This is a genomic window from Clostridium sp. TW13 (assembly GCF_024345225.1).
GTDB lineage: Bacteria > Bacillota > Clostridia > Clostridiales > Clostridiaceae > Inconstantimicrobium > Inconstantimicrobium mannanitabidum.
This window is the reverse complement of the sequence record NZ_BROD01000002.1, coordinates 29956-52960: the sequence shown is the minus strand read 5'-3', so window position 1 is coordinate 52960 and position 23005 is coordinate 29956. Positions and strand designations below refer to the sequence as shown.

The 23005-nt window shown below is 29.9% G+C and carries 23 protein-coding genes; 10 read left to right on the top strand and 13 right to left on the bottom strand.

The genetic code is table 11. The annotated features are described in order from the left end of the window. Positions 1–21: 21 nt before the first annotated feature. Entirely contained in the window at positions 22–771 is a 750-nt protein-coding gene (locus OCU47_RS21580; RefSeq protein ID WP_261830717.1) for a CBM21 domain-containing protein, read from the top strand. 462 nt (positions 772–1233) lie between these two features. Then, complete coding sequence (locus tag OCU47_RS21575; protein WP_309297474.1) at positions 1234–2040, top strand: Cof-type HAD-IIB family hydrolase; 807 nt, start codon at positions 1234–1236, stop codon at positions 2038–2040. A 134-nt stretch (positions 2041–2174) separates the two neighbouring features. Here OCU47_RS21575 and OCU47_RS21570 read toward each other — a convergent pair whose 3' ends face one another. Further along, positions 2175–2429, bottom strand: coding sequence for a hypothetical protein (locus OCU47_RS21570; RefSeq protein WP_261830716.1), 255 nt, complete (start codon positions 2427–2429; stop codon positions 2175–2177). 232 nt (positions 2430–2661) lie between these two features. Next, the gene (locus OCU47_RS21565; RefSeq protein WP_261830715.1) at positions 2662–3165 is read right to left on the bottom strand and encodes a hypothetical protein; all 504 of its coding nucleotides are present in this window, start codon (positions 3163–3165) and stop codon (positions 2662–2664) included. A 362-nt stretch (positions 3166–3527) separates the two neighbouring features. Here OCU47_RS21565 and OCU47_RS21560 point away from each other — a divergent pair, with 362 nt between their 5' ends. Next, positions 3528–3677: a YvrJ family protein gene (locus OCU47_RS21560; protein WP_261830714.1), complete on the top strand. Its 150-nt coding sequence runs from the start codon at positions 3528–3530 to the stop codon at positions 3675–3677. Positions 3678–4066: 389 nt separating this feature from the next. Here the strand turns inward: OCU47_RS21560 and OCU47_RS21555 are convergent, their stop codons facing one another. Continuing rightward, the gene (locus OCU47_RS21555; protein WP_261830713.1) at positions 4067–5485 is read right to left on the bottom strand and encodes a helix-turn-helix domain-containing protein; all 1419 of its coding nucleotides are present in this window, start codon (positions 5483–5485) and stop codon (positions 4067–4069) included. Between the two features lie 583 nt (positions 5486–6068). Between OCU47_RS21555 and OCU47_RS21550 the strand changes: the two genes are divergently transcribed. Further along, positions 6069–6647: a sigma-70 family RNA polymerase sigma factor gene (locus tag OCU47_RS21550; RefSeq protein ID WP_261830712.1), complete on the top strand. Its 579-nt coding sequence runs from the start codon at positions 6069–6071 to the stop codon at positions 6645–6647. Positions 6648–6737: 90 nt separating this feature from the next. Here OCU47_RS21550 and OCU47_RS21545 read toward each other — a convergent pair whose 3' ends face one another. Further along, the gene (locus OCU47_RS21545; RefSeq protein ID WP_261830711.1) at positions 6738–7268 is read right to left on the bottom strand and encodes a hypothetical protein; all 531 of its coding nucleotides are present in this window, start codon (positions 7266–7268) and stop codon (positions 6738–6740) included. Positions 7269–7683: 415 nt separating this feature from the next. Between OCU47_RS21545 and OCU47_RS21540 the strand changes: the two genes are divergently transcribed. The 6 genes from OCU47_RS21540 to OCU47_RS21515 all read left to right on the top strand — a co-directional run bounded on the left by OCU47_RS21540 (position 7684) and on the right by OCU47_RS21515 (position 10078). Then, positions 7684–7905, top strand: a complete 222-nt coding sequence (locus OCU47_RS21540; RefSeq protein WP_261830710.1) for a DUF1659 domain-containing protein — start codon at positions 7684–7686, stop codon at positions 7903–7905. A 37-nt stretch (positions 7906–7942) separates the two neighbouring features. After that, on the top strand, positions 7943–8158 hold the full coding sequence (locus OCU47_RS21535; RefSeq protein ID WP_261830709.1) for a DUF2922 domain-containing protein: 216 nt from the start codon (positions 7943–7945) through the stop codon (positions 8156–8158). Between the two features lie 297 nt (positions 8159–8455). Then, positions 8456–8683: a DUF1659 domain-containing protein gene (locus OCU47_RS21530; RefSeq protein WP_261830708.1), complete on the top strand. Its 228-nt coding sequence runs from the start codon at positions 8456–8458 to the stop codon at positions 8681–8683. 18 nt (positions 8684–8701) lie between these two features. Further along, positions 8702–8923 carry a DUF1659 domain-containing protein gene (locus tag OCU47_RS21525; protein WP_261830707.1) on the top strand — a complete coding sequence of 74 codons (222 nt, stop codon included), beginning with the start codon at positions 8702–8704 and terminating at the stop codon, positions 8921–8923. Positions 8924–8945: 22 nt separating this feature from the next. Beyond that, positions 8946–9164 (top strand): DUF2922 domain-containing protein, encoded by a 219-nt coding sequence (locus tag OCU47_RS21520; RefSeq protein ID WP_261830706.1) that lies wholly within the window; start codon positions 8946–8948, stop codon positions 9162–9164. A gap of 251 nt (positions 9165–9415) precedes the next feature. Continuing rightward, positions 9416–10078 (top strand): hypothetical protein, encoded by a 663-nt coding sequence (locus tag OCU47_RS21515; protein WP_261830705.1) that lies wholly within the window; start codon positions 9416–9418, stop codon positions 10076–10078. Positions 10079–10181: 103 nt separating this feature from the next. Here OCU47_RS21515 and OCU47_RS21510 read toward each other — a convergent pair whose 3' ends face one another. The 9 genes from OCU47_RS21510 to OCU47_RS21470 form a co-directional block, all read right to left on the bottom strand. Continuing rightward, the gene (locus OCU47_RS21510) at positions 10182–11147 is read right to left on the bottom strand and encodes a lysozyme (protein ID WP_261830704.1); all 966 of its coding nucleotides are present in this window, start codon (positions 11145–11147) and stop codon (positions 10182–10184) included. A 204-nt stretch (positions 11148–11351) separates the two neighbouring features. Further along, positions 11352–12014: a hypothetical protein gene (locus OCU47_RS21505; protein WP_261830703.1), complete on the bottom strand. Its 663-nt coding sequence runs from the start codon at positions 12012–12014 to the stop codon at positions 11352–11354. Positions 12015–12139: 125 nt separating this feature from the next. Then, on the bottom strand, positions 12140–12658 hold the full coding sequence (locus OCU47_RS21500; protein ID WP_261830003.1) for a YcxB family protein: 519 nt from the start codon (positions 12656–12658) through the stop codon (positions 12140–12142). 83 nt (positions 12659–12741) lie between these two features. Beyond that, positions 12742–13281 carry a hypothetical protein gene (locus OCU47_RS21495; protein ID WP_261830004.1) on the bottom strand — a complete coding sequence of 180 codons (540 nt, stop codon included), beginning with the start codon at positions 13279–13281 and terminating at the stop codon, positions 12742–12744. 585 nt (positions 13282–13866) lie between these two features. Continuing rightward, a complete protein-coding gene (locus OCU47_RS21490) occupies positions 13867–14433 on the bottom strand; it encodes a hypothetical protein (RefSeq protein WP_261830702.1) in 567 nt (188 codons plus the stop codon). Positions 14434–14635: 202 nt separating this feature from the next. Beyond that, complete coding sequence (locus tag OCU47_RS21485) at positions 14636–17737, bottom strand: DUF3289 family protein (RefSeq protein ID WP_261830701.1); 3102 nt, start codon at positions 17735–17737, stop codon at positions 14636–14638. Positions 17738–17950: 213 nt separating this feature from the next. After that, positions 17951–19177 (bottom strand): YcxB family protein, encoded by a 1227-nt coding sequence (locus tag OCU47_RS21480; protein WP_261830700.1) that lies wholly within the window; start codon positions 19175–19177, stop codon positions 17951–17953. A gap of 20 nt (positions 19178–19197) precedes the next feature. After that, complete coding sequence (locus OCU47_RS21475) at positions 19198–19761, bottom strand: hypothetical protein (RefSeq protein ID WP_261830699.1); 564 nt, start codon at positions 19759–19761, stop codon at positions 19198–19200. Between the two features lie 238 nt (positions 19762–19999). Next, the gene (locus OCU47_RS21470) at positions 20000–22789 is read right to left on the bottom strand and encodes a M14 family zinc carboxypeptidase (RefSeq protein WP_261830698.1); all 2790 of its coding nucleotides are present in this window, start codon (positions 22787–22789) and stop codon (positions 20000–20002) included. Positions 22790–23005: the final 216 nt, after the last annotated feature.

The following is a 23005-nucleotide window of genomic DNA, read 5'->3' as shown; positions in this document are numbered from 1 at the left end:
ATAATTTAAAGGAGTGATTTTATGAAAATTTCAAAAAAAATATTCAGTTTTATTACTTCTCTTTTAGTTTTAGCAACTACTCTTACTTTAGGACATACAATATCTGCTAAAGCAGATACAAATGATGTACCAGTTCAATTATACTATAGCAATGGAGTTGGCGACTCTTCAGAAACAGGGCATTACTTTGGATATATCGCTGTAAAAAATTTTGCATATGATAAGAAGGTTACTGTTCACTATAGTTATACTGGACCTCAAGCAAGCAATGTATGGAATGACATAGCTGCAACTTATGTTAAAACTAACGCTTTAGATGGATATGAGATATGGAAGTTTGAAACACCTTCAGAATTTGATCATTATGGTTTTGGACAAATTCAATACTGCATTAAATATGAAGTGAATGGACAAACTTATTGGGATAATAATAATGGTAAAAATTATGTAGGAATTGACTTTGCAGAAAGCAGACCCCATGTTATTTCCTATGGACAATCTGACAGTGGTTTATCTTGTTATATTGCAACAAAAAAATCAGTAACCCCTGAAGCAATCAGAATACGTTATAGTGAAGATAATTGGACTACTTATAAGGATGTAGATGCAACTAACGCAACTGATATATCTTACAGTAATGATACAAATTGTTGGATTGCAAAAGTACCAGTGGAAAAAGGAAAGCAAATAAAATTTTCAGTGTATTATTTATTAGATGGGGTACAACATTGGGACAACAACTTAGGAGATAATTATAGCTTTAATAATTAGAAATATTTGTACCCATATATTTTGGAGTACAACCCCTATATGTATAAGAATAGGCCATATATTGGACATTGGTTTCAATATATAGCCTATTTCTTGTATTTTGAATACCACAGGTTATACCTGTGGTTCTAAAAAGCTTTTAGCTATGAGTAGAAAAAAGCAAAAAATAGAGCACCTTTTAGGTGCAGCCAGTAAAGGCATGCGGTTGGCAAACCTAAAAGGTGCGAGTAGCACCGCCAGCAATAAAGCCTTATAGGCGCAGTGCAAGCCACCCGTTTTCCGGGTGGTCATGACTTGGTATAGAATGTTTAGACCTTATGAAAATGTACGTTTTCCTGTTTGATTTATGATAAACCATGACAAAATCATTGTTTATTATTGAAACAATTTACTTATGTTACTAATCATAGTATGGTGTAAGTGTATTAATAATTATTTATTATATTAGGTGGTGATTTAATAATGGATTTTAAAATGGTGTGCTTAGATATTGATGGGACACTATTAAATTCTAAGCATATGATTTCTGAAAATACAAAAAAAATTATTTATAAAATCACAGAAGAAAAACAAATTCCAATAATACTAGTCTCAGCACGAATGCCAAAAGGGATATTATTTTTACAAGAAGAGCTTAACATAATTCAACCAATTATTTGCTACAGTGGTTCTTTAATTCAAAGTAACAATACAATTTTATTGAATAATACAATATCACTTTCTGATGTTAAGCCTCTATATGGTATTATGAAGGACCTAAATATACATGTAAGTTTATATAGAAATAATGAATGGTATGTAGAAGAAATGGATGAGTGGGCGCAGCAAGAAAGCGAAATAACAAATATTAAGCCAACAATTGTTAAATTTGCTGATTTATTTAGCATATGGGCTCAGAAAAATTCAGGACCTAATAAAATATTATGTATGTCCAGCTCAAGTAACATAAAAGAATTAAATAAGAAAATTCAAGGGTATCATTTTGACAAGTTAAATGTATATCCATCAAAGCCTACGTATTTAGAAATAATGCCTGTTAGTGCAACTAAAACTTCAGCAATTGAATTTTTATGTAAAATGTTTAATATATCAAAATCACAAGTAATTGCTATAGGAGATAATTATAACGACATGGACATGATAAAGTTTGCTGGTTTAGGAATTGCCATGGGAAATGCTCCAGATGAGGTGAAAAAATGTGCTGATGATATAACTTTCTCTAATGATGATGATGGTGTAGCAAAAGCATTAGAAAAGTATATTATATAAAGTACTAATTTATTTGCAATTAAAAAGCAATTCAGATCTGCATCTGAATTGCTTTATTTATGTGTGCCTAGCATTGGGCTTTTTACTCAATTCTATTATCTTTTAGAAAACAAAAAATTTAGGAGAAGATTTTTTTATTCAAAGGCAAAGCTTTGGTTCACAGTTGATGTTGCTTCAATATAGTTTTCAACTAAGTTATCAATGCCTTTGCAAATGGGCTCTAAATTACAAGCCTCACAATTTCTTAGAATTCTTCCTTCAAGTAAGTGGCATTTTGAACCCTTAAAGCTTGTATCAAAAAGAGTTGAAGCAATAGCAAACTTATCATAAGTAGCTTCACCATCTATTTTTTTAACTACTTCATTATCTACAAAAAACTGATTTTCCATTATACAAACCTCCAATAAATATTATTTTGATGCATCACCATATACTTTACGGTGAAATAAACTAAATTTATGCTTATTGGGAGTATATTTCGATGAATTAACTTGGAAAGTATAAATAACTTAGTAGATCTACTGAGGATAATAAAAAATAAAATAATTTGCTTAATTTAATTATTTCCCTATCCTACAGGTTTCTATTCTTTATCCTAATATTAAGTAAGTTATTGATACACTAATTCCACTTACAATCCTTTAGATAAAATGTTTTACTACATTCTTTCCCAAAGATATCTTCCCAAGTTACACATACTTTAAAGTTTTCAAACAATTTAGTTATGTCATCCTTTTTGAGCTTAGGTGCGTAAAATGTAACTTCTCGGTCATATTGTAGTTCGTAAGGATATTCAAGACTTCCGTCTCCTAATAATTTTATATTTGGGTTGTTCAATATAAAATTATCTAAATCTTCTGAACTTACTTTAACATGTTTTCTCATTATTCTATTTTTTGAGAATGTGAATCCTATAGTTACTTTCTTTATGTCACTAGGTTTCACAGTTGACATGTCAACTCCAGAAACGTATAAAAGATGAGATGAATTTTCTACTTTTTTATATGCATTTATTGAAATCTCAGAATTAATATTTTGAAAAACAAAGAATAGCATAGTAAAAATTATAACCACAATAACAGCTATGAAAATTAATGCTTTTTTTCGATAAAAATTTTTTTTCAATTTTAGCCTCCATAATTAGAACCACTATTTTAAAAAAATATTACATATAAAATATCTAATAAATCCATGTAAGCAATTAAGTATAATGTTTGTAGTATCTAATATTTTTGAGTGTGCTACTTGAAAATGTCTTTCCAAGTATTATAAACACCATATATTTCATGAAAACACAAATACAGCAACAATACTTAGTCCCTTTAATATTCTATATATGTATAAAATAACATATATTTCTCCATAGTATCAATACTTCATTCTATGATTATTTCTGATTACTAATAATTTATTTTTTAAGTAAAGCTCCTAAATTTTGAAAGCTCCTCCGTATATATAAACAAATATTATTTAATGAGGACACACCAATGGAAGATTTCATAAAGCTTGTAGCCAATGTTGGCTTTCCAATAGCCGTTGCTGGCTACTTACTTATCAGAGTTGAGACTAAGATAGATAAATTAACTGAATCCATATATAACCTTTCAATTGTTATTAAGGCATCTGAAAATAAATAACAAGTCCAAATATGCGACGGATATTTGGACTTAGACAAGGAAATAGGTTCCGCAGATAGCAGAGATATCTAAGGGTTCTGTTGACACAGTATAAGATCAAATAGACTAGCAGATGGACTTATTTATTTTTTGAAGATGCCTAATTTTGAAATTAGGTGGCAACAATGATAATACCAACCATGCTGCATAAAAGAAAAGCCTCCATAGTAATTTGTACTATAGAGGTTTTTTTCTATAAGTTAAGACTCAATCTTGTTCTATGTTATAAATTCTTTTAGAAGTAGCCACTACCCGTACTTTATTAGAAATTCGGGAGTAAACAGGCTACGCCCATATAATTTAAGACACCGTTTCGTGTCCGGTTAGTTTTTTTGAAAATATAGAGAATTTTACAAATTATCGTATCGCCTTATTGTTCGCTCACTAACACCTAGTTTTTCAGCCACTTCCTTTTGGGTTAAGCCCTGCTCTCTCAACTCCTTAATGGCTTCTACTCTATTTAATTTTTCACGTTCTCTCCTATTTAACCCTATGTCATTTCTTCTTTTAACTTTTCTATTTGAATAATCCCTACATCTTTTTTCTTTATTATCAATAATTGTGCTAAGCTCTTTCATTTCTTCAGCTGTAATGCTTAGGAGCTGAATCAAAGTAGCATTTTTATAGTTATATCCTAATGTTTTGTATACCTTGCTTCTTCCTATAACCTTTTGGAGCTTTACCTTAGTGGCTTCATCTACCTCGCCTTTTTCATTTTTAACAAGGTTAAAATCATTAAGTAGCCATTCTTCATAAGCACGATTTGCTGATTCAGTTATTTTTTCAACTTCTTTATTACTAAGTGGCTTCTTAAAGTTGCTATTAAACTCTAAAGTATCTTCTAAGGCTTTTTCCTTATCCCCTGTGAAGCAGTTGGACCAGTAGCGATATAAAAAGCACATAAGCTCTCGTTGTCCATGAATTACTAATTCCCCATCGCTATTACGGCAATAGCCTTGTCTAAGCTCTTGAAGCTTTATAAGATCCAAGAGTCTTGCGTGGTGCAAGGAAAACATATTATATAGCTTTACAACCTTTGCTTTTCTGCCCTTTTGCTTGTGCATTGGGTTTTTAACATAAGGGGTTAGCTCTGGAAGGTAATTTTCTTGGATTTCTCTTAAAGAATAGATGTAATCATTATAAATTTCTATCTGAGCTTTAACCTTATTTTTTTGATTCGTGCTTCCAGCAAGCCTCATTATTCTGGCACTATCTATGCTTTTTGAATCTGCACCCACGTCTTCAAGCTCTTTAAGTAAGTACTTTTGAAGTCCATTCCAAAGGGGGAGCGCCTTATAGGGTACTGGCTCTATAAGCCAATAAACAGCCATGCCTCGACCTGTATTTATTATAAAGCTTGGCTCAGGCACAGTTTTGCCAAAATAATCATGTTCTAAAATATATTTAACTCCATCATAGCTACTGTTTTGGTAATGTTTACTATTATAAAAATCTATATCAATGTACAGAGCATTAAGTTTTCTTATGTTTTCAATCCTTCTATATGGCTTAAAATAACTGTTTGGAGATACATATATATTGACATCTTCAATACTTAAAACCTTACCTATGTTGGCTCTTAAGCTCTGAATCTTATAATGATACTGAAGAAAGCGATTATCCTTCTTTACAGCTATGGTTATAAATCCATCATCCTTATTATGCAAAAGATCCAGCTGAGTTATTGCCATGTTAATAATCTTTTCATCACCGTTCAATTTCAGTTCGTTTTTTGAACGGTTTTCTAAATTTCTAATTGCTGTTATCATATACAGTCACTAACCTAATACAAAAAAGCATTGTCTGTGGTCAATGCCATTAACACTGGTTTTATGTCCTGTAAAGTAGTCTAAAATAGGCTTAATTTTCATAAAAAAACGCTCCAAATCCTTTATTTTACTATAATCAGCAAGGGTTCAGAACCGTACTTTTTTTGTTGACTTATGATACACTAATATGTATAATCGTAAGTGAAAACAACAAAAATAAACTAAATAAATAAACAATTATTAAACTAATTATTTATTTACTTAATTATTTTTTGAGATCCTATATGATGTTTGGCCTGAGAAACTTCGCATCATATGGGATCGTTTGCTTTTTATAGTAATTTTATTTATAATTATTTTAGTTATTTAACATGACTTTATATTACTTAATATACTTTATTCTATTCTTTATTTCAAGTTTTTTCGTCCATGCCGTCTTTTATGGAGAAAAAAATCTCAACCCTTCTTTATATTCTATCTAAATCAAGAATTTCCTTGTATTTAAGTGCAATTTCCAAAAAATTCACGTATTAGTAATATGTAAATATATGGTGAAGCCTTAATTTTATTAAGGTGGTGTTTTATGGATCATAAACAAATTGAACAATGTGTTATAAAAGCCAAAGAAGGAGATAACGAAGCTATTCTAATGCTTCTGGATCAATATAAGCCTTTTATTTTCAAAACAGCAAACAAATACTATGTTAGCTACCTAGATATATACGACCTAGCTCAAACAGCCTATGTAGCATTAATCAATTCTATAGACAAGTATAAGATAGGCTCTAATACCTTTAGCAGCTATGCCTTTCAAACAATTTTAAATGCAATCTTAGACCTTACAAGACACAATATAAAACATAGTGATAATGTGAGCCTAAATGAAAGAATTTCAAATGAAGGAAATGCTGAATTTATTGAATGTCTTATGAGCCAAACTGATATTGAGGATGATTTTATAAGACTTGAAAACTTCAATGAACTTAGAAGTGCTTTATCAAAGCTCTCTGAAGATGAATTTGAGCTTATATTCCTCGTATATTACAATGGGGTTTCCATGAAAACCTACGCTGAAAGAAAGAACATGGAGTACTTCAGAGCTATTAGAAAAAGGAATAAGATACTTAGGAAATTGAAGATGGAGATTAGGAAGGTTATTTAATAAAATAAAAAGATTAAAAAGGGCTACACAAAATTGTATAGCCCTTTTTAATCTTTTATGCACTTGATAGCATCATAGTATGTAAAATTACTAATTATTCAACAAATCAAGCAACTTATCACTATTAGATAATGGACCTATAGGATTAAACCCTTCTCCTTCAAAGCTCATTAAATTACTAGTATCATCCTTCACATCCAAATTAAAATACAACTTAGTATAAGTTATAGTTGTGTTTATACCTTTCGCATTAACATATTGTAAGGTCTCTTTTTTATAATAATCAAATTCTAACAAAAATCCTTTTTGTTTAAATTCATCAACAGAGAATAAACTTTTATATTGATCCTTAATGGTCTTAATTCGTCCTTTAGTTTCATCAACTATAGCATTAAAATTTTTATCTTCTTTTGAAATAACAGTACTCTTTCCGTTTTTATAATATATTATTTTATATGGAACTGCTAAGTTATAAAGTGTTTGCACTGGGGAAGTCATACTAGTTGCAGTATTATTCATTATTTTTTTATCTTCAAAATTATTTTTTGCTTTGGAACATCCGATTATAGTTACTATACTTATACAAGATATAATAGCTAAACAAAGATAAACTTTTTTCATTTACGTCACTCCCTTTTAATATTATACGTTGTCACATAAAGAAAAGTTTAAAAAGAGACTTAGAATTAATTATTTCTAAGTTTTTTTTCATTAATTACTAATAAATCAAATTAAAACAATATAAATTTTCTATTAATAAGCATAACCATACCAACTTCTATCACCAAAAAATACAATAGGAGTTGTTCCTTTTCCAGGAACAAGAGAATAGATAGTTTTGTGTAATTAGTATTTAATATTACTGCATTTATTCTAAGTCTGAATATATAAAATAAAGCAGTATGAACCTGCTCCGAATAGATATTAATTAGGTAACAAATATTAATCTTATCTAACTTGCTAATTTTTTTATTAGTTACGTATATATGGACATAAGGCATCTGAAGTGGTGCCCAAATAAAAAGGGGGTGTTTTTATGGCTATAACTGCTACAAAACAAGAAAGATCTCTAAATATCAAACTTGAGACTGGTACAAAGAATGGTAATCCAGTTTATACAACTCAAAAGTTTGGGAATGTTGCTGACACTGCAACTGATGAAGATCTATTTGCTGTTGCAACTGCTATTGGTGGGGTAATGGCAGCTGGTAACAAGGTTGTCCTAAAAAATGAATTGTACAAACTAGCTCAAGCTTAGTAAAATGCAAAATATATTGAAAGTGAGGTGAAACAATATGTCTAAATCATTAAGCATGACTTTTGCTACAGATGCAGGAAACAAGGCTTCTATTTCTGTAAATAACGTAAAAGAAAATGTTACTACTGATGAAGTTAAGGGATTAATGGATACTATAATTGAAAAGAAGGCTTTTAAGCTTCCTAAGGGAGCTCTTGTATCTAAGTCTTCAGCAGAAATAATAGAAAGAAACGTAGATAAGATTACTCTATAGTAATTAATAAATTTCCAAGAAAACTCCTATATGAAATAAGGTCCTCAATAGTAGGCCTTATTTTTTTGCAAAAAAATAGAGCTTAATGCTCTATTCTTCTCTTATTCCTAAATCAATATATGGTGTAACCTTAAATTAATTATACCATATGTAGATTTTAAAGCTACTTAATTTATTAAATATTCTGTAAATTTACGTATATATGTTAAGGCATCTGAAAATATATAACAAGTTCAAATAAACTAGCATATAAGCTTATATTCTTTCAGCTGACTTAAACCTTAAGGAGGTGTGTTTATGGTCATAAAAGCAGTTTTATCTAATCATGCTTTAAAAATAAAAGCTACATTCAAGCAAGATCAGCGAGGAAATGATATTTTCACCATCCAAACCTTTGATAATCTAAATCCAGCAATTAGCGATACTGATATGCTTGCTGTTGGTGAAGGTATTGCTAGCCTTCTTGAAAAAAATAATGGTTACTATGTTTTAACTGAAGAAACCTATGATCTAATAAGTGAATAATAGAAAGGGGGAATCACAATGGAGAAATCACAAATAGCCAAAGACCTTGTAATCAAGGTACAAACAGGTGTATCAGGTACTAATAACACACCTGTATATCAGAAATTGAAGCTTATTAATATTGATCAAGAGAATACTGATGAAGATATTTATTCTGTATGCTCTGCTATGGCTAACTTAATGGACCCTAATATGCCAAAGGTATTTCAAAGGGTTGATAGATACTTATTAACAAATTAATTTAAGACTGTGAGGTGAGATTATGTCTAAAACATTAGCATTAGTGTTTCTAAATAGAACTCAAGGAGCTACTAAGACTGTAAACATACCCTTTGCTAAAGATAATGTTACAAAGGAAGAAGTGTCAAAGGTAATGGATTTAATTCTTGATAAACGTATGTATATAACAAACCATTATGAGGATGGAGTGAAGGCTAGCGCTAGAATTATTAAAACCAAGACTCAAAATATTAAGGTATGAAAAAGTAGCATTGCAAAAGTGAATTGCAATGCTATTTTCCTGTGTTTTAGGTAGGTATTGGGTTATGAATAATAAATAGAATTTATGTTTAAAATTTATTTATTGAATCTTTGGTTCTGTATTAGAAACATTATGTTCATTTGATTAAATAAAGAATACAAGGTATAATATGTATTATTCGACATTAAATTCCGGACTTTATAATTATCTTATAGTAAGTTAAAGAATATATTTGAAAGGAAATGTGAATTATGAATAAAAAGAAGATAATACCCATATTAGTTTTAATGTGTGTTTTTTTAGGTGGATGTAGCAATAGTAATGATGTGAAGGATGCTTCTTCAAAGACTAATACATCTCAAAATAGCGATACAACTTCAAAAGATCAGACAGCAAATGATAACACTGATAATAATTCAACGGCTGGTAATTCAGACTCAAACCAACAAACAACAAAGGAGAATAATTCAAATTCAAACCAACAACCAACTAAAAATGACTCTGGTTCAAAGAATAATGAGATTCGACCATCATTTTATGGAACTTGGACTATTTCTAAAAAACTAGCAAGTAATAAAGTAACAACTTTTACTGATGAAGACTTAAATAAGATTATAGGCAAAACTGTTATTTTCTCAAAAGAGCAGTCAATCTCTTTCGCTGAAAACGTAAGTGACTTGAATAATATAATAACTAACCCTATTTATCAGAAAAAAACAGTATCAAATGATACTATTGCAAGTGAGACGAGGAATCATGTTACTTTAGATAAATTAGGGATAAAAGGTAATAGCGTTACTGAAGTAGAAGTTATCAATTCTAAAAAATATACGGGCTGTAGTTTCTATATAAAAGATAAAAACACTTTGATTTTATCTGGTGGAGGAGTGTATTTACAACTTAATAGAAAATAATGCAGAAAAGTGAATTTAAAATAAGTGACTTTTTATTAATATATAAAAGTTTATATATTAAAGGACTGTTGAAAGCTCAACAGTCCTTTGCTATATTTTTTATTTAGTGGTTTTTGTAAGTTCCATATAAGAACATATCACATTCTGCATTTCTTCTTACAGTTAATCCAGCTTTTACACTTGCTGGACCAGTCCAAGCTAAGAAGTTTTCTCTAATACGCTCATCCCTTACCCCGCTGCATATATTTCTGAATATTTCGTATTTATCACAAAAAGCACCTGTGCCACAGTTATAAGCAAAGCTACATAAAGCATCAAATTCATTTTGTTTAAAAGTTACCCCTCTAGATGCGAAAATTTGTTTTACTTGACTAGCAGTAGCATTAATGTCATCCATTAGCCATTGTCTAGCTTGAGCTTCTGTGCAATGACCTAAAGCAACCTTACTCTTATCTGTTGTACCGTAACCTATGGTCATAACTCCTGTTCCATCATCATAAGCATGATCTGAAAAACCTTCGAAGGATTTTACAAAATCAACCAATTTATCTGATACTAATCCAGTAGTAGTTCCTCCAGTAGAACCGCCAGTTGAACCACCATCTGAAGAGCTGCCACCTGCATAAACAACATATCCAGATTTAGTATTGGCACCTTTAGAAGTGTTATATACTACATGTGTTTTTCCACCTGCTTTATATAATGGTGTAGCTGATTCATGTGGATCTAGAGAACCTATGACTGCATCATTGCCATCATATACAGTTTCTGAAGTTGATCCATTATGCCATTCTCCTTGATGAAAATATTTTATAAGAGAAGTTACATTGTTTACATAACCTTGTCTTACAACACTACCTGCTGGGTATTGAACTAATACTAGTTGTTTTGTATAACCAACATCAAGTACTGTTATCTTATCTCCATTGCTTACTGATCTACCTGCTATTTGATTTCCACTTGCATCTCTTATATAAAGGTCATCCCCTACAACTTGAGCATTATTTGGATAAGTGAAACCACCTGATACTATATTTCCAGGTGCTACGTTTGGAAGTACATTTGACATATTAAAAACCCCTTTTTATTAATATTTAATTTTATAATTTAAATCAAGCTTGAAGTAATTACATTAATATAAAGAGAGTTTTGTCTTTAATTTGTAAACATGGAAAATAAATTTTTTTATAAGTTAGATTTGATAGCAAAAAAATAGCCAAGCTCTTATAAAGCTGGCTAAATAATAGGTTAATTTATATTATATCTAATATTATTATTTTAACGAATGTACCACTTCTGTTGGTTTTAACTCATTTATCATTTTTACTATATTATCAAAATATGTTGCAACTTCCTTATCTACCTTATTTCTATCAGATATATAGTTTGCAAACATCTCTGCAAAGCCTTCTGATAAGCACTTTCTTGTATCTGAGGAAGGGTTTCTGCCGTATTCCGTAAATATAGAAGTGTTTTTATATTTTTCATAAAGCTTTTTAAAGTCGTCATTTGAAGATAAAGTATATCTAAAATCCTCAGCTGCATATCCTAACGCTGAATAACAACCCATATAGGCATCTATAGCATGTCCAAGTTCATGAAATAGAGTCGTACTATTATTAAGTGTACTTATATATATATTATTATTTTCATAAAGGCCAGCTATATTTCCAAATTTCTTTATTGTATCCGGGTCATTAACTTTTTTGTTTAAATCATTTTCTAAATATATCTTCAGTTGAGGAAACTTTTCTAGTATGTTTTGAACCTTAGGTATACTATCTGAAACATTATTATACTGAGAAAACAATACAAATCCTTCTTTTGTTATTAAATTATTTTTATGAGTCAATAACTCATTTCCCACAAGTGCTATTAATATAATCAGCAAAGTAATGCCTAAAGACCACAGAAAATTTTTAAGAACCTTTTTCATATCAATTCCTCCGTATTTCTATTTAAATTAGCATTGTGCATAATCCTATGATAAAATTCTAAATTTAAATAAAATAAAACCATGTAGATCTAAAAAATGTCATTTTATTTTACATGATTCCCGCACTAGTTGTAATTAATATGATCTTTCATTATTTGCACAAAGGAATTTTTCTCAGCTTCATTACTAAATGCTCTTATAGGCACTACAAAAAACTTATGGGTAGTTAGATTTATTACTATATGTTCGTTTATAAGTTTAATATTTTGAATTTCATTCCAAGGAGTTGATAATATATCTCCATCTACTTCTTTACATATACCAGTTTCATTTAAAGTTAAAGTAATATTTTTTAATAAATCCTCAGACTCTGTTATTCTTCTATATAATACTTTATATAGTTTACTTGCATAATATTTTTTATAGAATACTGCGAGTAATAAGGCTAATAATATATATGTACATTTAATTATTATAAATACAATGCCAGAATAGAAGTTTAAAACTAAAAGAAACACTACTAATATTATAGGCAAAACAATCCTACACATATTAATCCTTCTTTTCACTATAGGACTATCCATTAAGAGAACATGATTAATTTCCACTACCTCATCTAAATTATTAGTATAATTTATTTTCATATTTACTTTCCACCTCTTAAATACTTTTATTAATAATTACAGAGTTATTTAATTATAAAAAACTAAATAAACCAAAGGTTAAACTAAGAAGCTGTAATGACATGACTATTGATAAATTCTAAAAACAGTTTCGTTTCTCCTTTATCTTTAAAAGTGTCTTCTGGGATGATTACTTCATCATTATTTTTAAATCTCAAGTATATTTTATTTTTATAATTTTCAATAACTTGCACATGATTCCAAGTGATTATATCAATTGAACCATTTCTTTCTTTTTTTATACTTTCTTCAGTTAATGTTAATGTAATAGGATTTAGAAGATTACTATAGTCTAATTGTTTTAGGATATTAGAAATATTATGATTAGCACGAAGTTTATAAAAATTAAAGTTACTTTTATAGGCAAAAAGAACACAAAATATGCTAATACAGATTGATATATAATAGACGTATACACTAGATTCAAATATCAATAAAGCTATTATAAAAGAAGAAAGCATAATTATTAATAGAGTTAAAATTTTTCCAAAAGTTAAGCTTTTTTTGTTAGATTTATCATTTAGATATCTGAATTTATACATATCAATTAAATCTTCATATGTATTTGAATATGTTATCTCCATATTGACCCCTACCTTAATTAGATTAATGTACTATATCAAGTGAATCTTAGTTGAACTTACACCCTCAAGGGGTACCTCGTCCAGGAGCGTGCAGCTGTTATCTCCAACTTAAGCAAATAAGTGAAAGTCAAAATCTATGATTTGGTTACTTGAACTTAGTTAACTAATGAATTAGTTAACTTCATTAAAATCAATTTAGTGTGAATCGGTTAAGCAGACATCTCAAATCTATGATTTGATGATGGTCGCTTACTCTGTGAGTACTCATCTGACTTTAGCAAGAGGAGTTTCATATAAAGTTGGAGTGTTACGAATGCTAGCTATTGGATAAATATTAACAGAAACAACTACATATAGTATATATAACTTATATTTTTATGTAAATTTTGTGATTACATTCCTTTTACAGTCAAATATCAATACTTCATTTATTCTTCATAAGAAAAAATTAACTACTAAAAACATTTAGTTCTTAGTAGTTAATTTTCACATTATTAAACTATTATAAAGCTGCAACAAGCGGAGGTAGCGCCTCAAAATTTCCAGTAACAGTAGCTACTATACATAAATCTATCAAAGCTTCTTCTATTTTTCACTTGTTTTTTCTGCACTTATAATTTGATCATCTTTATACTGTAGAGTTTCAATTACTTTACCATAGCTAAAAATTTTATTGCTTCTATTTATGATACTGTACATTTTACTTGTTTCTGAACTTGCTCCAAATACTGAAGCAATTAAATCATTCTTATGATCTTCTATTCTGTCTGTTGCAAAATACCCATCACTAGGTTGCCAATTACTAGGCAATTTCCTGCTGCTTCTATAGAAATATGATTCATATTGCCTTTTTTTATTTTTATCTATTTTACTCCCTGTTTCTAAAGGAGTATCTTTTAAAAAATTCTCAATTAACTTCTTTAATTCACCGAGATCTTTAGGTGGATTTGTAATTATATAATGTTTTTCTATGGTTATTACTTTACTATCTGGATAATTATAAACTATACTTGTGTTCTTAATTTCGCATATTTTAGGTGAAGTTCCAGACTCCTTATTACTTATGAAATGGCAATATAGTGTATATGTTGATAATGAAATAAGAAAAATAATACTTAAAATAATTTTTACTTTTATGTTTATCTTTTTCATAAATTAATACTCCTCATTATAGATACATACTCTATTTTGATTATATAGTATTAATTGGCATGATATCAAGAATTATATCAAATACTTTATAGATATACACTACTATTTCTAGCATGCCCTCTATTCGGAGCTTTGGGACAAGAGAATAACTTTGTTTTATATACTTTTATCAGAATTGGCTTATTAAATATAAGTGTATACTTTAATAACTTCCTTCAAATGGAACGTCAAATTCTATAACTGTAGGGAAAGGCTTATATTTTCCACTAAATTGAGTATAATGTTGTAACACAAACCAAGCTCTAAAACCTGCTAGATTAACATAGTTCTTTTCTACATCTGGTTTATCCAAACCAAAATGATCATAAATATTGAAATGAAGAACTCCTTTAAATGAGTTATCTGAAACTGAATAGTTTCTTACTTCTATATTATTACCCCACGTATCGTTTATAGCCATTGTAAGACCACCTAAAATATCTGACCATGAATGAAATATTGGGCGTTTTGCATTACTTTGAATATAATTATATAATTGGTTTGAGTTCTTAGTATTTTCATTAAATTGTAATGCTGCTAAATTACCTTTATTATTTACCAATTCACTAATCACAGCTTTTGTTACTACTTGAATATAATCTTTTGTTGTATCATGCTCTTTTACATTTTTCGTCAATATAGAGTTGCTGTAATCTTCTCCTTTTCCACTCTTAAAATGATTAATCATATCTAGAATAACTGCTGACATTTCTCCTTTTGCAAATAAACCTATGGCCATAATTTCTAAATCTTTAAAAAGGTCTTCAGGATTATTAGATTCATCAATTTGTAAACTAAATAATGAATTAATTGCAAGTAAGTTTTCTTTTGAAAAATCATTTATTTTCATATCGTTTGCTAGACTACCATCTTCATTTAATCCTTTTCTTCTAGCGGATTGATATACTAATGCATGTGTAGTTGTATATTTTATATTATCTAAATCTATAGCTTTTTTAATAGCTATAAGTGTTTCATTGGTTACAACACCATTGGCTGGTATTATGCTATATCTCAATTGAAATTCTTTAACTGCAAATTCAGTTAACTTGTCATAAATTCCTGATATAACTCCACTATAAATACCTAGGGTCTTTAAATCAGCTTGAAGCTGTTTAATATTATTAAATTGTATTGCAAGTATTGCATTAACTGCATTGGTTATCTTTTGAGAATAGTTTCCACTAACAACATCACTATGACTATAAGTAGCTGTTGGTAATTCAATCAATGCTGATTTTGCTCCAAGAACTGAATTTGTCCATGCAATTAAATAGCCTTGATCTTCACCATATCCATTTCTTTGTTCAAAGCCAAATTGATTTCTGAAATATTGTCCTATTTCTGGATTACCTATAGCAGCACCTTCCCATCCATGTAAATCTATAACAACCATTTGTCCAAGTGTTGAATTTTTTACCCCTTGTAGAAATTCACTTAACTGCTTAGATTCAGGTACAGTGAGTGGTGTGCTATCAGTATAATTTCTTGAACTTGTATTATGAGTAAATCCTACAGGGAAGTCTCTATTAATATCTATTTGTCCAACTATAGTGCATCTTCCAGGACCATCCTTGGTATATCCTTCAGCTAGTCCATCTGGATTTGCTGATGGTATTACATATACTGACCATCCATTAGTGCCTGAGCTTACAAGATTTTTAATTAAGTCATTTCCAATGTTAACTAGTTCTATACCATCCTTGCTCCAATGATCTTCAAAACCGTGAACTTCACATACCATTACCAAGGAATTTGATCCACTTCCAATTTTATGAGCAATTAATGGTCTGCCCTTTCCGCTTGTTCCATACTGAATTTTATCAGCACCAGCTACTGTTACATATGGTATATCTATAACCTGAGCTGAGCCACCTTCATATTTAACAAATCCAGATTTAGTGTTAGCCCCCTTATCTGTATTGTAAACTACATGAGTCATACCATTTCTTTTATATATTGGTGTAGCTGATTCATAAGGATCTAGTGAACCTATTGCCACATTATTTTCATCATATACAGTTTCAGAAGTAGAACCGTTATGCCATTGACCTTCATTAAAGTATTTTATTATTTTTGTATCATTATTTACATAACCTTGTCTTACAACATTGCCTGCTGGATATTGAAGTAGAACTAACTGCTTTGTATATCCTACATCTAGTACAGTAACCTTATCCCCAGTGTCAACTTGGTGTCCTGAAACTCCATTTCCATTAGCATCTCTAAGATATAAAAAGTCTCCTACTAATTGTGCATTGTTTGGATAAGTAAAACCACCTGGCACTACATCTCCTGGTGCTACACCATTTTCAAGGCCAGAAGAACTACTACTACCTCCTTCATATTTAACAAATCCAGACTTAGTGTTAGCCCCCTTATCTGTATTGTAAACTACATGAGTCATGCCATTTCTTTTATATATTGGTGTAGCTGATTCATGTGGATCTAGTGAACCTATTGCTACATTATTTTCATCATATACAGTTTCTGAAGTAGAACCATTATGCCATTGACCTTGATTAAAGTATTGTATTATCTTTGTATCATTATTTACATAACCTTGTCTTACAACATTACCTGCTGGATATTGAAGTAAAACTAACTGCTTTGTATATCCTACATCTAGTACAGTAACCTTATCCCCAGTGTCAACTTGGTGTCCTCCAACTCCATTTCCATTAGCATCTCTAAGATATAAAAAGTCTCCTACTAATTGTGCATTGTTTGGATAAGTGAAACCACCTGGCACTACATCTCCTGGTGCTACACCATTTTCAAGACCAGAAGAACCACCAAAACCACTAAAACCACCATCATAGGCTACATATCCAGATTTAGTGTTTGCTCCCTTACTAGTATTGTATACTACATGTATTTTTCCTCCAGCTTTATATAGTGGAGTGGCTGCTTCATGTGGATCTATTGACCCTATTGCCACATCATTTTCATTATATACGGTCTCAGAAGTTGAACCGTTATTCCATTTACCTTGATTAAAGTATTTTATTATATTTGTATTGTTATTTATATAACCTTGTCTTACAACATTACCTGCTGGGTATTGTACCAAGGCTAATTGCTTTGCAAATCCTATATCCAATACAGTAATTTTATCTCCTGCATCAACTTGATGCCCTCCAACTCCATTTCCATCAGCATCTCTAAGATATAAAAAGTCTCCTACTAATTGTGCATTGTTTGGATAAGTGAAACCACCTGGTACCACATCTCCTGGTGTTATATTTGGAAGTACATTTGACATATTTAAACCCTCTTTTCATTAATGTTTAATTTCATAACTTAAATCAAGCTTGAAGTAATTACATTAAATAAAAGAGGGTTTATTGTCAGATTTGTAAACATGGAAAATAAGTTTTTTTATAAGTTAGATTTGATAGCAAAAAAATAGCCAAGCTCCTATAAAGCTGGCTAAATAATAGGCTAATTGATATTATATCTAACATTTTTATTTTAACTAATGTACCACTTCTGTTGGTTTTAATGCATTTATAATTTTTACTATATTATCAAAATATGTTGCAACTTCCTTATCTACCTTATTTCTATCAGATATATAGTTTGCAAACATTTCTGCAAAGCCTTCTGATAAGCACTTTGTTGTATCTGAGGAAGGGTTTCTGCCGTATTCCGTAAATATAGAAGTGTTTTTATATTTTTCATAAAGCTTTTTAAAGTCATCATTCGAAGACAATTTAAATCTATTATCATCACCTGCATATCCAGTCTCTAAATAACATCCCATATAAGCATCTACAGCATGTCCTAATTCATGGAATAGAGTAGTGCTATCATTACTAAATCCACTTATATATATATTATTATTTTCATAAAGACCATCTACACTTTGAAATTTTATCACTTTGTAATTATTTAATTTTTTTTCTAAACCATGTGTTACATATATCTTCAATTGAGGGAACTTTTCTAGTATATTCTGAACTTTAGGTATATTATCTGAAACCTTATTGTACTCAGAAAACAATGCAAATCCTTCTTTTGTTATTAAACTATTTTTATGAGTCAATGCTTCATTTAGTGTAAGTCCTACTACTACAAACAAGGAAATAGTACCCATTATTAAAGAAAGTTCTTTTGCAAAGTTTTTCATACTAAACTTTGGTTTTATTGACTTATAAGTGGAGTTATCAAAACGATCACCTATATTTTCACTAAGAATTTGCAAAAATTTTTCCTTATCTTCTAGGCTATCAAAAGTATCTACAGGTATCATTAAATTATTAGACTTTAAATAGATAAATATATATTGGTCTATCACAATAGCCTTGTCCACATCACACCAACACAATGCATAGGAGATATCCTCAGACTCATCAATTATTCCATTGGGATCTATAATCATAGTTGCATTCCTATTATAATTTTTGTAGTATTCCTTTAGAGAGAACTTTAAAAATTTGTGGTACAACTTAGGAAAAATGATCACCACTATTTCACCTATTATAAAAATATGTATAATATAGTTTTTAAACAAAATGTCCCTTATAAAATAAAATAAGCCTATGTTAGTTACAAAATACTCAAATATACAAATAAATAGAAGCCCTATTAATAAATAATATTTTGAGTACTTTTGTTTATGTTTATAATAGGGTGAGTTTAAAAGCTTAAAAAGTTTAAAATTAGCTATATCATCAGAATTATTTATATAATCTATTTTCATAATCTCAACTCCAAAATCATCTAATTAGCATATTTTTTAAAATTAATATCTTTATCTTTGCTAACATTGGTTAGCAGTTCTTCTAATTCATCAGGTTTTTCAATTGCAGATAAAGGGATTATATAAACACTGCTATTGCTAATGAAAATATGTAAGTATTTAGAAGTTAGCTCCACTTTATTTACTGCCTGCCACAGCATTTTACAAAAACCCTTTTCTTTGTGATCAATTATTCCATCAGTATTTATTTCTAAATATATTTTATCATCACTATTATAGAGGTAGGATATCTTCTTTTTTAAACTCCAATAATAAATTTTAGGATAGAAGAATATAATTATTACGGTTAATAAAGCAAATAATAGTGTATTATAGAGCGCAACTCTCCTATCAAATGAATTTTTCATTATAAAAGTATTCTTAAAAGAATAAATAAATATAAGCAAAGGAATGATTGCAAAACCATATCTTCTTATTGGACCACGTCTTTTTATTGGATCACGTATTCTTCCTTTTGAGCCACTTATTTGAAATATTTGAAAGTTAATAAAATCCTCTAACTCATTTTTATATATTATATCCATAATAACCCCTTAACTTCATTATTTTTACTATATATTATTATAATACATATGTATAATTGTTTAATGCCAATTTTTATTTTGATTAAAATTTGAACTATTCTCATAAGTTTATAATCCTCACTAGATATAAAAATATCACCAAAATTATTTCAAATTTAAACTTGAAAATAATTTTGGTGAATAAATTAGTGTTGATTATATTTTATGAGAATTTAGTACATCGCTATTTACAGCAATTTTAACCAGCAATCGCTCCAAAAAGTTCAAGCATTTTTTTTATGAATGAATCTATAGTTTTATTGACAGTTCCTCCTAATTTTAAGAATACCAATCCGCTAACTCCAAGAGCTACTAAAAAGCCTTGTGTTAAATGCTTCCAATCAATATTAAGATCTACAGATGCACTGTTACAATATTGACTCGCCTTTTCCATATTAGATATTTCTTCTGAAGGATAATCTTCGTGAATTGATATTTCTATTTTGCAATATAAATTTTTTGATAAATATACTAAAGCATCTAAATCAAATTTAATTTCTATTGTTATTTTTTGCTTTGAACTTAATGCAATTGAAATATTTCCGTTACCTATTTTAAGAGCGAGCTCATCTAATTTTGATTGTAATTTTATATATTCAGTAATCGGGAAGTCGCTTAAATCAAATGAAGGTTTCCCATTTTTTATAGAAATATTACCTACCTTACCGTCTGATAGCGTCATAGTAGAAGTAGATCCGATAGTTACGTCTACCTCAAAATTTCCAACAATAAATTTAAAAGGAATATTAGCATCAAGTTTATTTTGATAACCCATATTATATAAAATTGTGCTTATGCAATCCATTGCATCTGAGTAAGTCTTTCCAGCAACTTTTGTTCCAGGATTATTTGCAAGTATTGCATTAACTGCATTTGTTATCTTTTGAGAATAGTTTCCATTAACAACATCACTATGACTATAAGTAGCTGTTGGTAATTCAATCAATGCTGATTTTGCTCCAAGAACTGAATTTGTCCATGCAATTAAATAGCCTTGATCTTCACCATATCCATTTCTTTGTTCAAAGCCAAATTGATTTCTGAAATATTGTCCTATTTCTGGATTACCTATAGCAGCGCCTTCCCATCCGTGTAAATCTATAACAACCATTTGTCCAGGTGTTGAATTTTTTACTCCTTGCAGAAAATCACTCAATTGTTTAGATTCAGGTACAGTGAGTGGTGCGCTATCAGTATAATTTCTTGAACTTGTATTATGAGTAAATCCTACAGGGAAGTCTCTATTAATATCTATTTGTCCAACTATAGTGCATCTTCCAGGGCCATCCTTGGTATATCCTTCAGCTAGTCCATCTGGATTTGCTGATGGTATTACATATACTGACCATCCATTAGTGCCTGAGCTTACAAGATTTTTAATTAAGTCATTTCCAATGTTAACTAGTTCTATACCATCCTTGCTCCAATGATCTTCAAAACCGTGAACTTCACATACCATTACCAAGGAATTTGATCCACTTCCAATTTTATGAGCAATTAATGGTCTGCCCTTTCCGCTTGTTCCATACTGAATTTTATCAGCACCAGCTACTGTTACATATGGTATATCTATAACCTGAGCTGAGCCACCTTCATATTTAACAAATCCAGATTTAGTGTTAGCCCCCTTATCTGTATTGTAAACTACATGAGTCATACCATTTCTTTTATATATTGGTGTAGCTGATTCATAAGGATCTAGTGAACCTATTGCCACATTATTTTCATCATATACAGTTTCAGAAGTAGAACCGTTATGCCATTGACCTTCATTAAAGTATTTTATTATTTTTGTATCATTATTTACATAACCTTGTCTTACAACATTGCCTGCTGGATATTGAAGTAGAACTAACTGCTTTGTATATCCTACATCTAATACAGTAACCTTGTCCCCAGTGTCAACTTGGTGTCCTCCAACTCCATTTCCATTAGCATCTCTAAGATATAAAAAGTCTCCTACTAATTGTGCATTGTTTGGATAAGTGAAACCACCTGGCACTACATCTCCTGGTGCTACACCATTTTCAAGGCCAGAAGAACTACTACTACCACCTTCATATTTAACAAATCCAGACTTAGTGTTAGCCCCCTTATCTGTATTGTAAACTACATGAGTCATACCATTTCTCTTATATATTGGTGTAGCTGATTCATGTGGATCTAGTGAACCTATTGCCACATTATTTTCATCATATACAGTTTCAGAAGTAGAGCCATTATGCCATTGACCTTGATTAAAGTATTTTATTATCTTTGTATCATTATTTACATAACCTTGTCTTACAACATTACCTGCTGGATATTGAAGTAGAACTAACTGCTTTGTATATCCTACATCTAATACAGTAACCTTGTCCCCAGTGTCAACTTGGTGTCCTCCAACTCCATTTCCATTAGCATCTCTAAGATATAAAAAGTCTCCTACTAATTGTGCATTGTTTGGATAAGTGAAACCACCTGGCACTACATCTCCTGGTGCTATACCATTTTCAAGACCAGAAGAACCAGAAGAACCACCAAAACCACTAAAACCACCATCATAGGCTACATATCCAGATTTAGTGTTTGCTCCCTTACTAGTATTGTATACTACATGTATTTTTCCTCCAGCTTTATATAGTGGAGTGGCTGCTTCATGTGGATCTATTGACCCTATTGCCACATCATTTTCATTATATACGGTCTCAGAAGTTGAACCGTTATTCCATTTACCTTGATTAAAGTATTTTATTATATTTGTATTGTTATTTATATAACCTTGTCTTACAACATTACCTGCTGGGTATTGTACCAAGGCTAATTGCTTTGCAAATCCTATATCCAATACAGTAATTTTATCTCCTGCATCAACTTGATGCCCTCCAACTCCATTTCCATCCGCATCTCTAAGATATAAAAAGTCTCCTACTAATTGTGCATTGTTTGGATAAGTGAAACCACCTGGTACCACATCTCCTGGTGTTATATTTGGAAGTACATTTGACATATTTAAACCCTCTTTTCATTAATGTTTAATTTCATAACTTAAATCAAGCTTGAAGTAATTACATTAAATAAAAGAGGGTTTATTGTCAGATTTGTAAACATGGAAAATAATTTTTTTATAAGTTAGATTTTTTGTAATATCAAAGTTAAAGCGAATACCCACTAGATTTAAACCAATCTTCTCGGATATGGTGTTTTGATAAGTCATTATATAAAG

Excerpts from the sequence above, each read along its gene's own strand:
- OCU47_RS21580 (WP_261830717.1), top strand. The coding sequence starts at position 22 with ATGAAAATTTCAAAAAAAATATTCAGTTTTATTACTTCTCTTTTAGTT.
- OCU47_RS21575 (WP_309297474.1), top strand. The coding sequence starts at position 1,234 with ATGGATTTTAAAATGGTGTGCTTAGATATTGATGGGACACTATTAAAT.
- OCU47_RS21570 (WP_261830716.1), bottom strand. The coding sequence starts at position 2,429 with ATGGAAAATCAGTTTTTTGTAGATAATGAAGTAGTTAAAAAAATAGAT.
- OCU47_RS21560 (WP_261830714.1), top strand. The coding sequence starts at position 3,528 with ATGGAAGATTTCATAAAGCTTGTAGCCAATGTTGGCTTTCCAATAGCC.
- OCU47_RS21555 (WP_261830713.1), bottom strand. The coding sequence starts at position 5,485 with ATGATAACAGCAATTAGAAATTTAGAAAACCGTTCAAAAAACGAACTG.
- OCU47_RS21550 (WP_261830712.1), top strand. The coding sequence starts at position 6,069 with ATGGATCATAAACAAATTGAACAATGTGTTATAAAAGCCAAAGAAGGA.
- OCU47_RS21545 (WP_261830711.1), bottom strand. The coding sequence starts at position 7,268 with ATGAAAAAAGTTTATCTTTGTTTAGCTATTATATCTTGTATAAGTATA.
- OCU47_RS21540 (WP_261830710.1), top strand. The coding sequence starts at position 7,684 with ATGGCTATAACTGCTACAAAACAAGAAAGATCTCTAAATATCAAACTT.
- OCU47_RS21535 (WP_261830709.1), top strand. The coding sequence starts at position 7,943 with ATGTCTAAATCATTAAGCATGACTTTTGCTACAGATGCAGGAAACAAG.
- OCU47_RS21530 (WP_261830708.1), top strand. The coding sequence starts at position 8,456 with ATGGTCATAAAAGCAGTTTTATCTAATCATGCTTTAAAAATAAAAGCT.
- OCU47_RS21525 (WP_261830707.1), top strand. The coding sequence starts at position 8,702 with ATGGAGAAATCACAAATAGCCAAAGACCTTGTAATCAAGGTACAAACA.
- OCU47_RS21520 (WP_261830706.1), top strand. The coding sequence starts at position 8,946 with ATGTCTAAAACATTAGCATTAGTGTTTCTAAATAGAACTCAAGGAGCT.
- OCU47_RS21515 (WP_261830705.1), top strand. The coding sequence starts at position 9,416 with ATGAATAAAAAGAAGATAATACCCATATTAGTTTTAATGTGTGTTTTT.
- OCU47_RS21510 (WP_261830704.1), bottom strand. The coding sequence starts at position 11,147 with ATGTCAAATGTACTTCCAAACGTAGCACCTGGAAATATAGTATCAGGT.
- OCU47_RS21505 (WP_261830703.1), bottom strand. The coding sequence starts at position 12,014 with ATGAAAAAGGTTCTTAAAAATTTTCTGTGGTCTTTAGGCATTACTTTG.
- OCU47_RS21500 (WP_261830003.1), bottom strand. The coding sequence starts at position 12,658 with ATGAAAATAAATTATACTAATAATTTAGATGAGGTAGTGGAAATTAAT.
- OCU47_RS21495 (WP_261830004.1), bottom strand. The coding sequence starts at position 13,281 with ATGGAGATAACATATTCAAATACATATGAAGATTTAATTGATATGTAT.
- OCU47_RS21490 (WP_261830702.1), bottom strand. The coding sequence starts at position 14,433 with ATGAAAAAGATAAACATAAAAGTAAAAATTATTTTAAGTATTATTTTT.
- OCU47_RS21485 (WP_261830701.1), bottom strand. The coding sequence starts at position 17,737 with ATGTCAAATGTACTTCCAAATATAACACCAGGAGATGTGGTACCAGGT.
- OCU47_RS21480 (WP_261830700.1), bottom strand. The coding sequence starts at position 19,177 with ATGAAAATAGATTATATAAATAATTCTGATGATATAGCTAATTTTAAA.
- OCU47_RS21475 (WP_261830699.1), bottom strand. The coding sequence starts at position 19,761 with ATGGATATAATATATAAAAATGAGTTAGAGGATTTTATTAACTTTCAA.
- OCU47_RS21470 (WP_261830698.1), bottom strand. The coding sequence starts at position 22,789 with ATGTCAAATGTACTTCCAAATATAACACCAGGAGATGTGGTACCAGGT.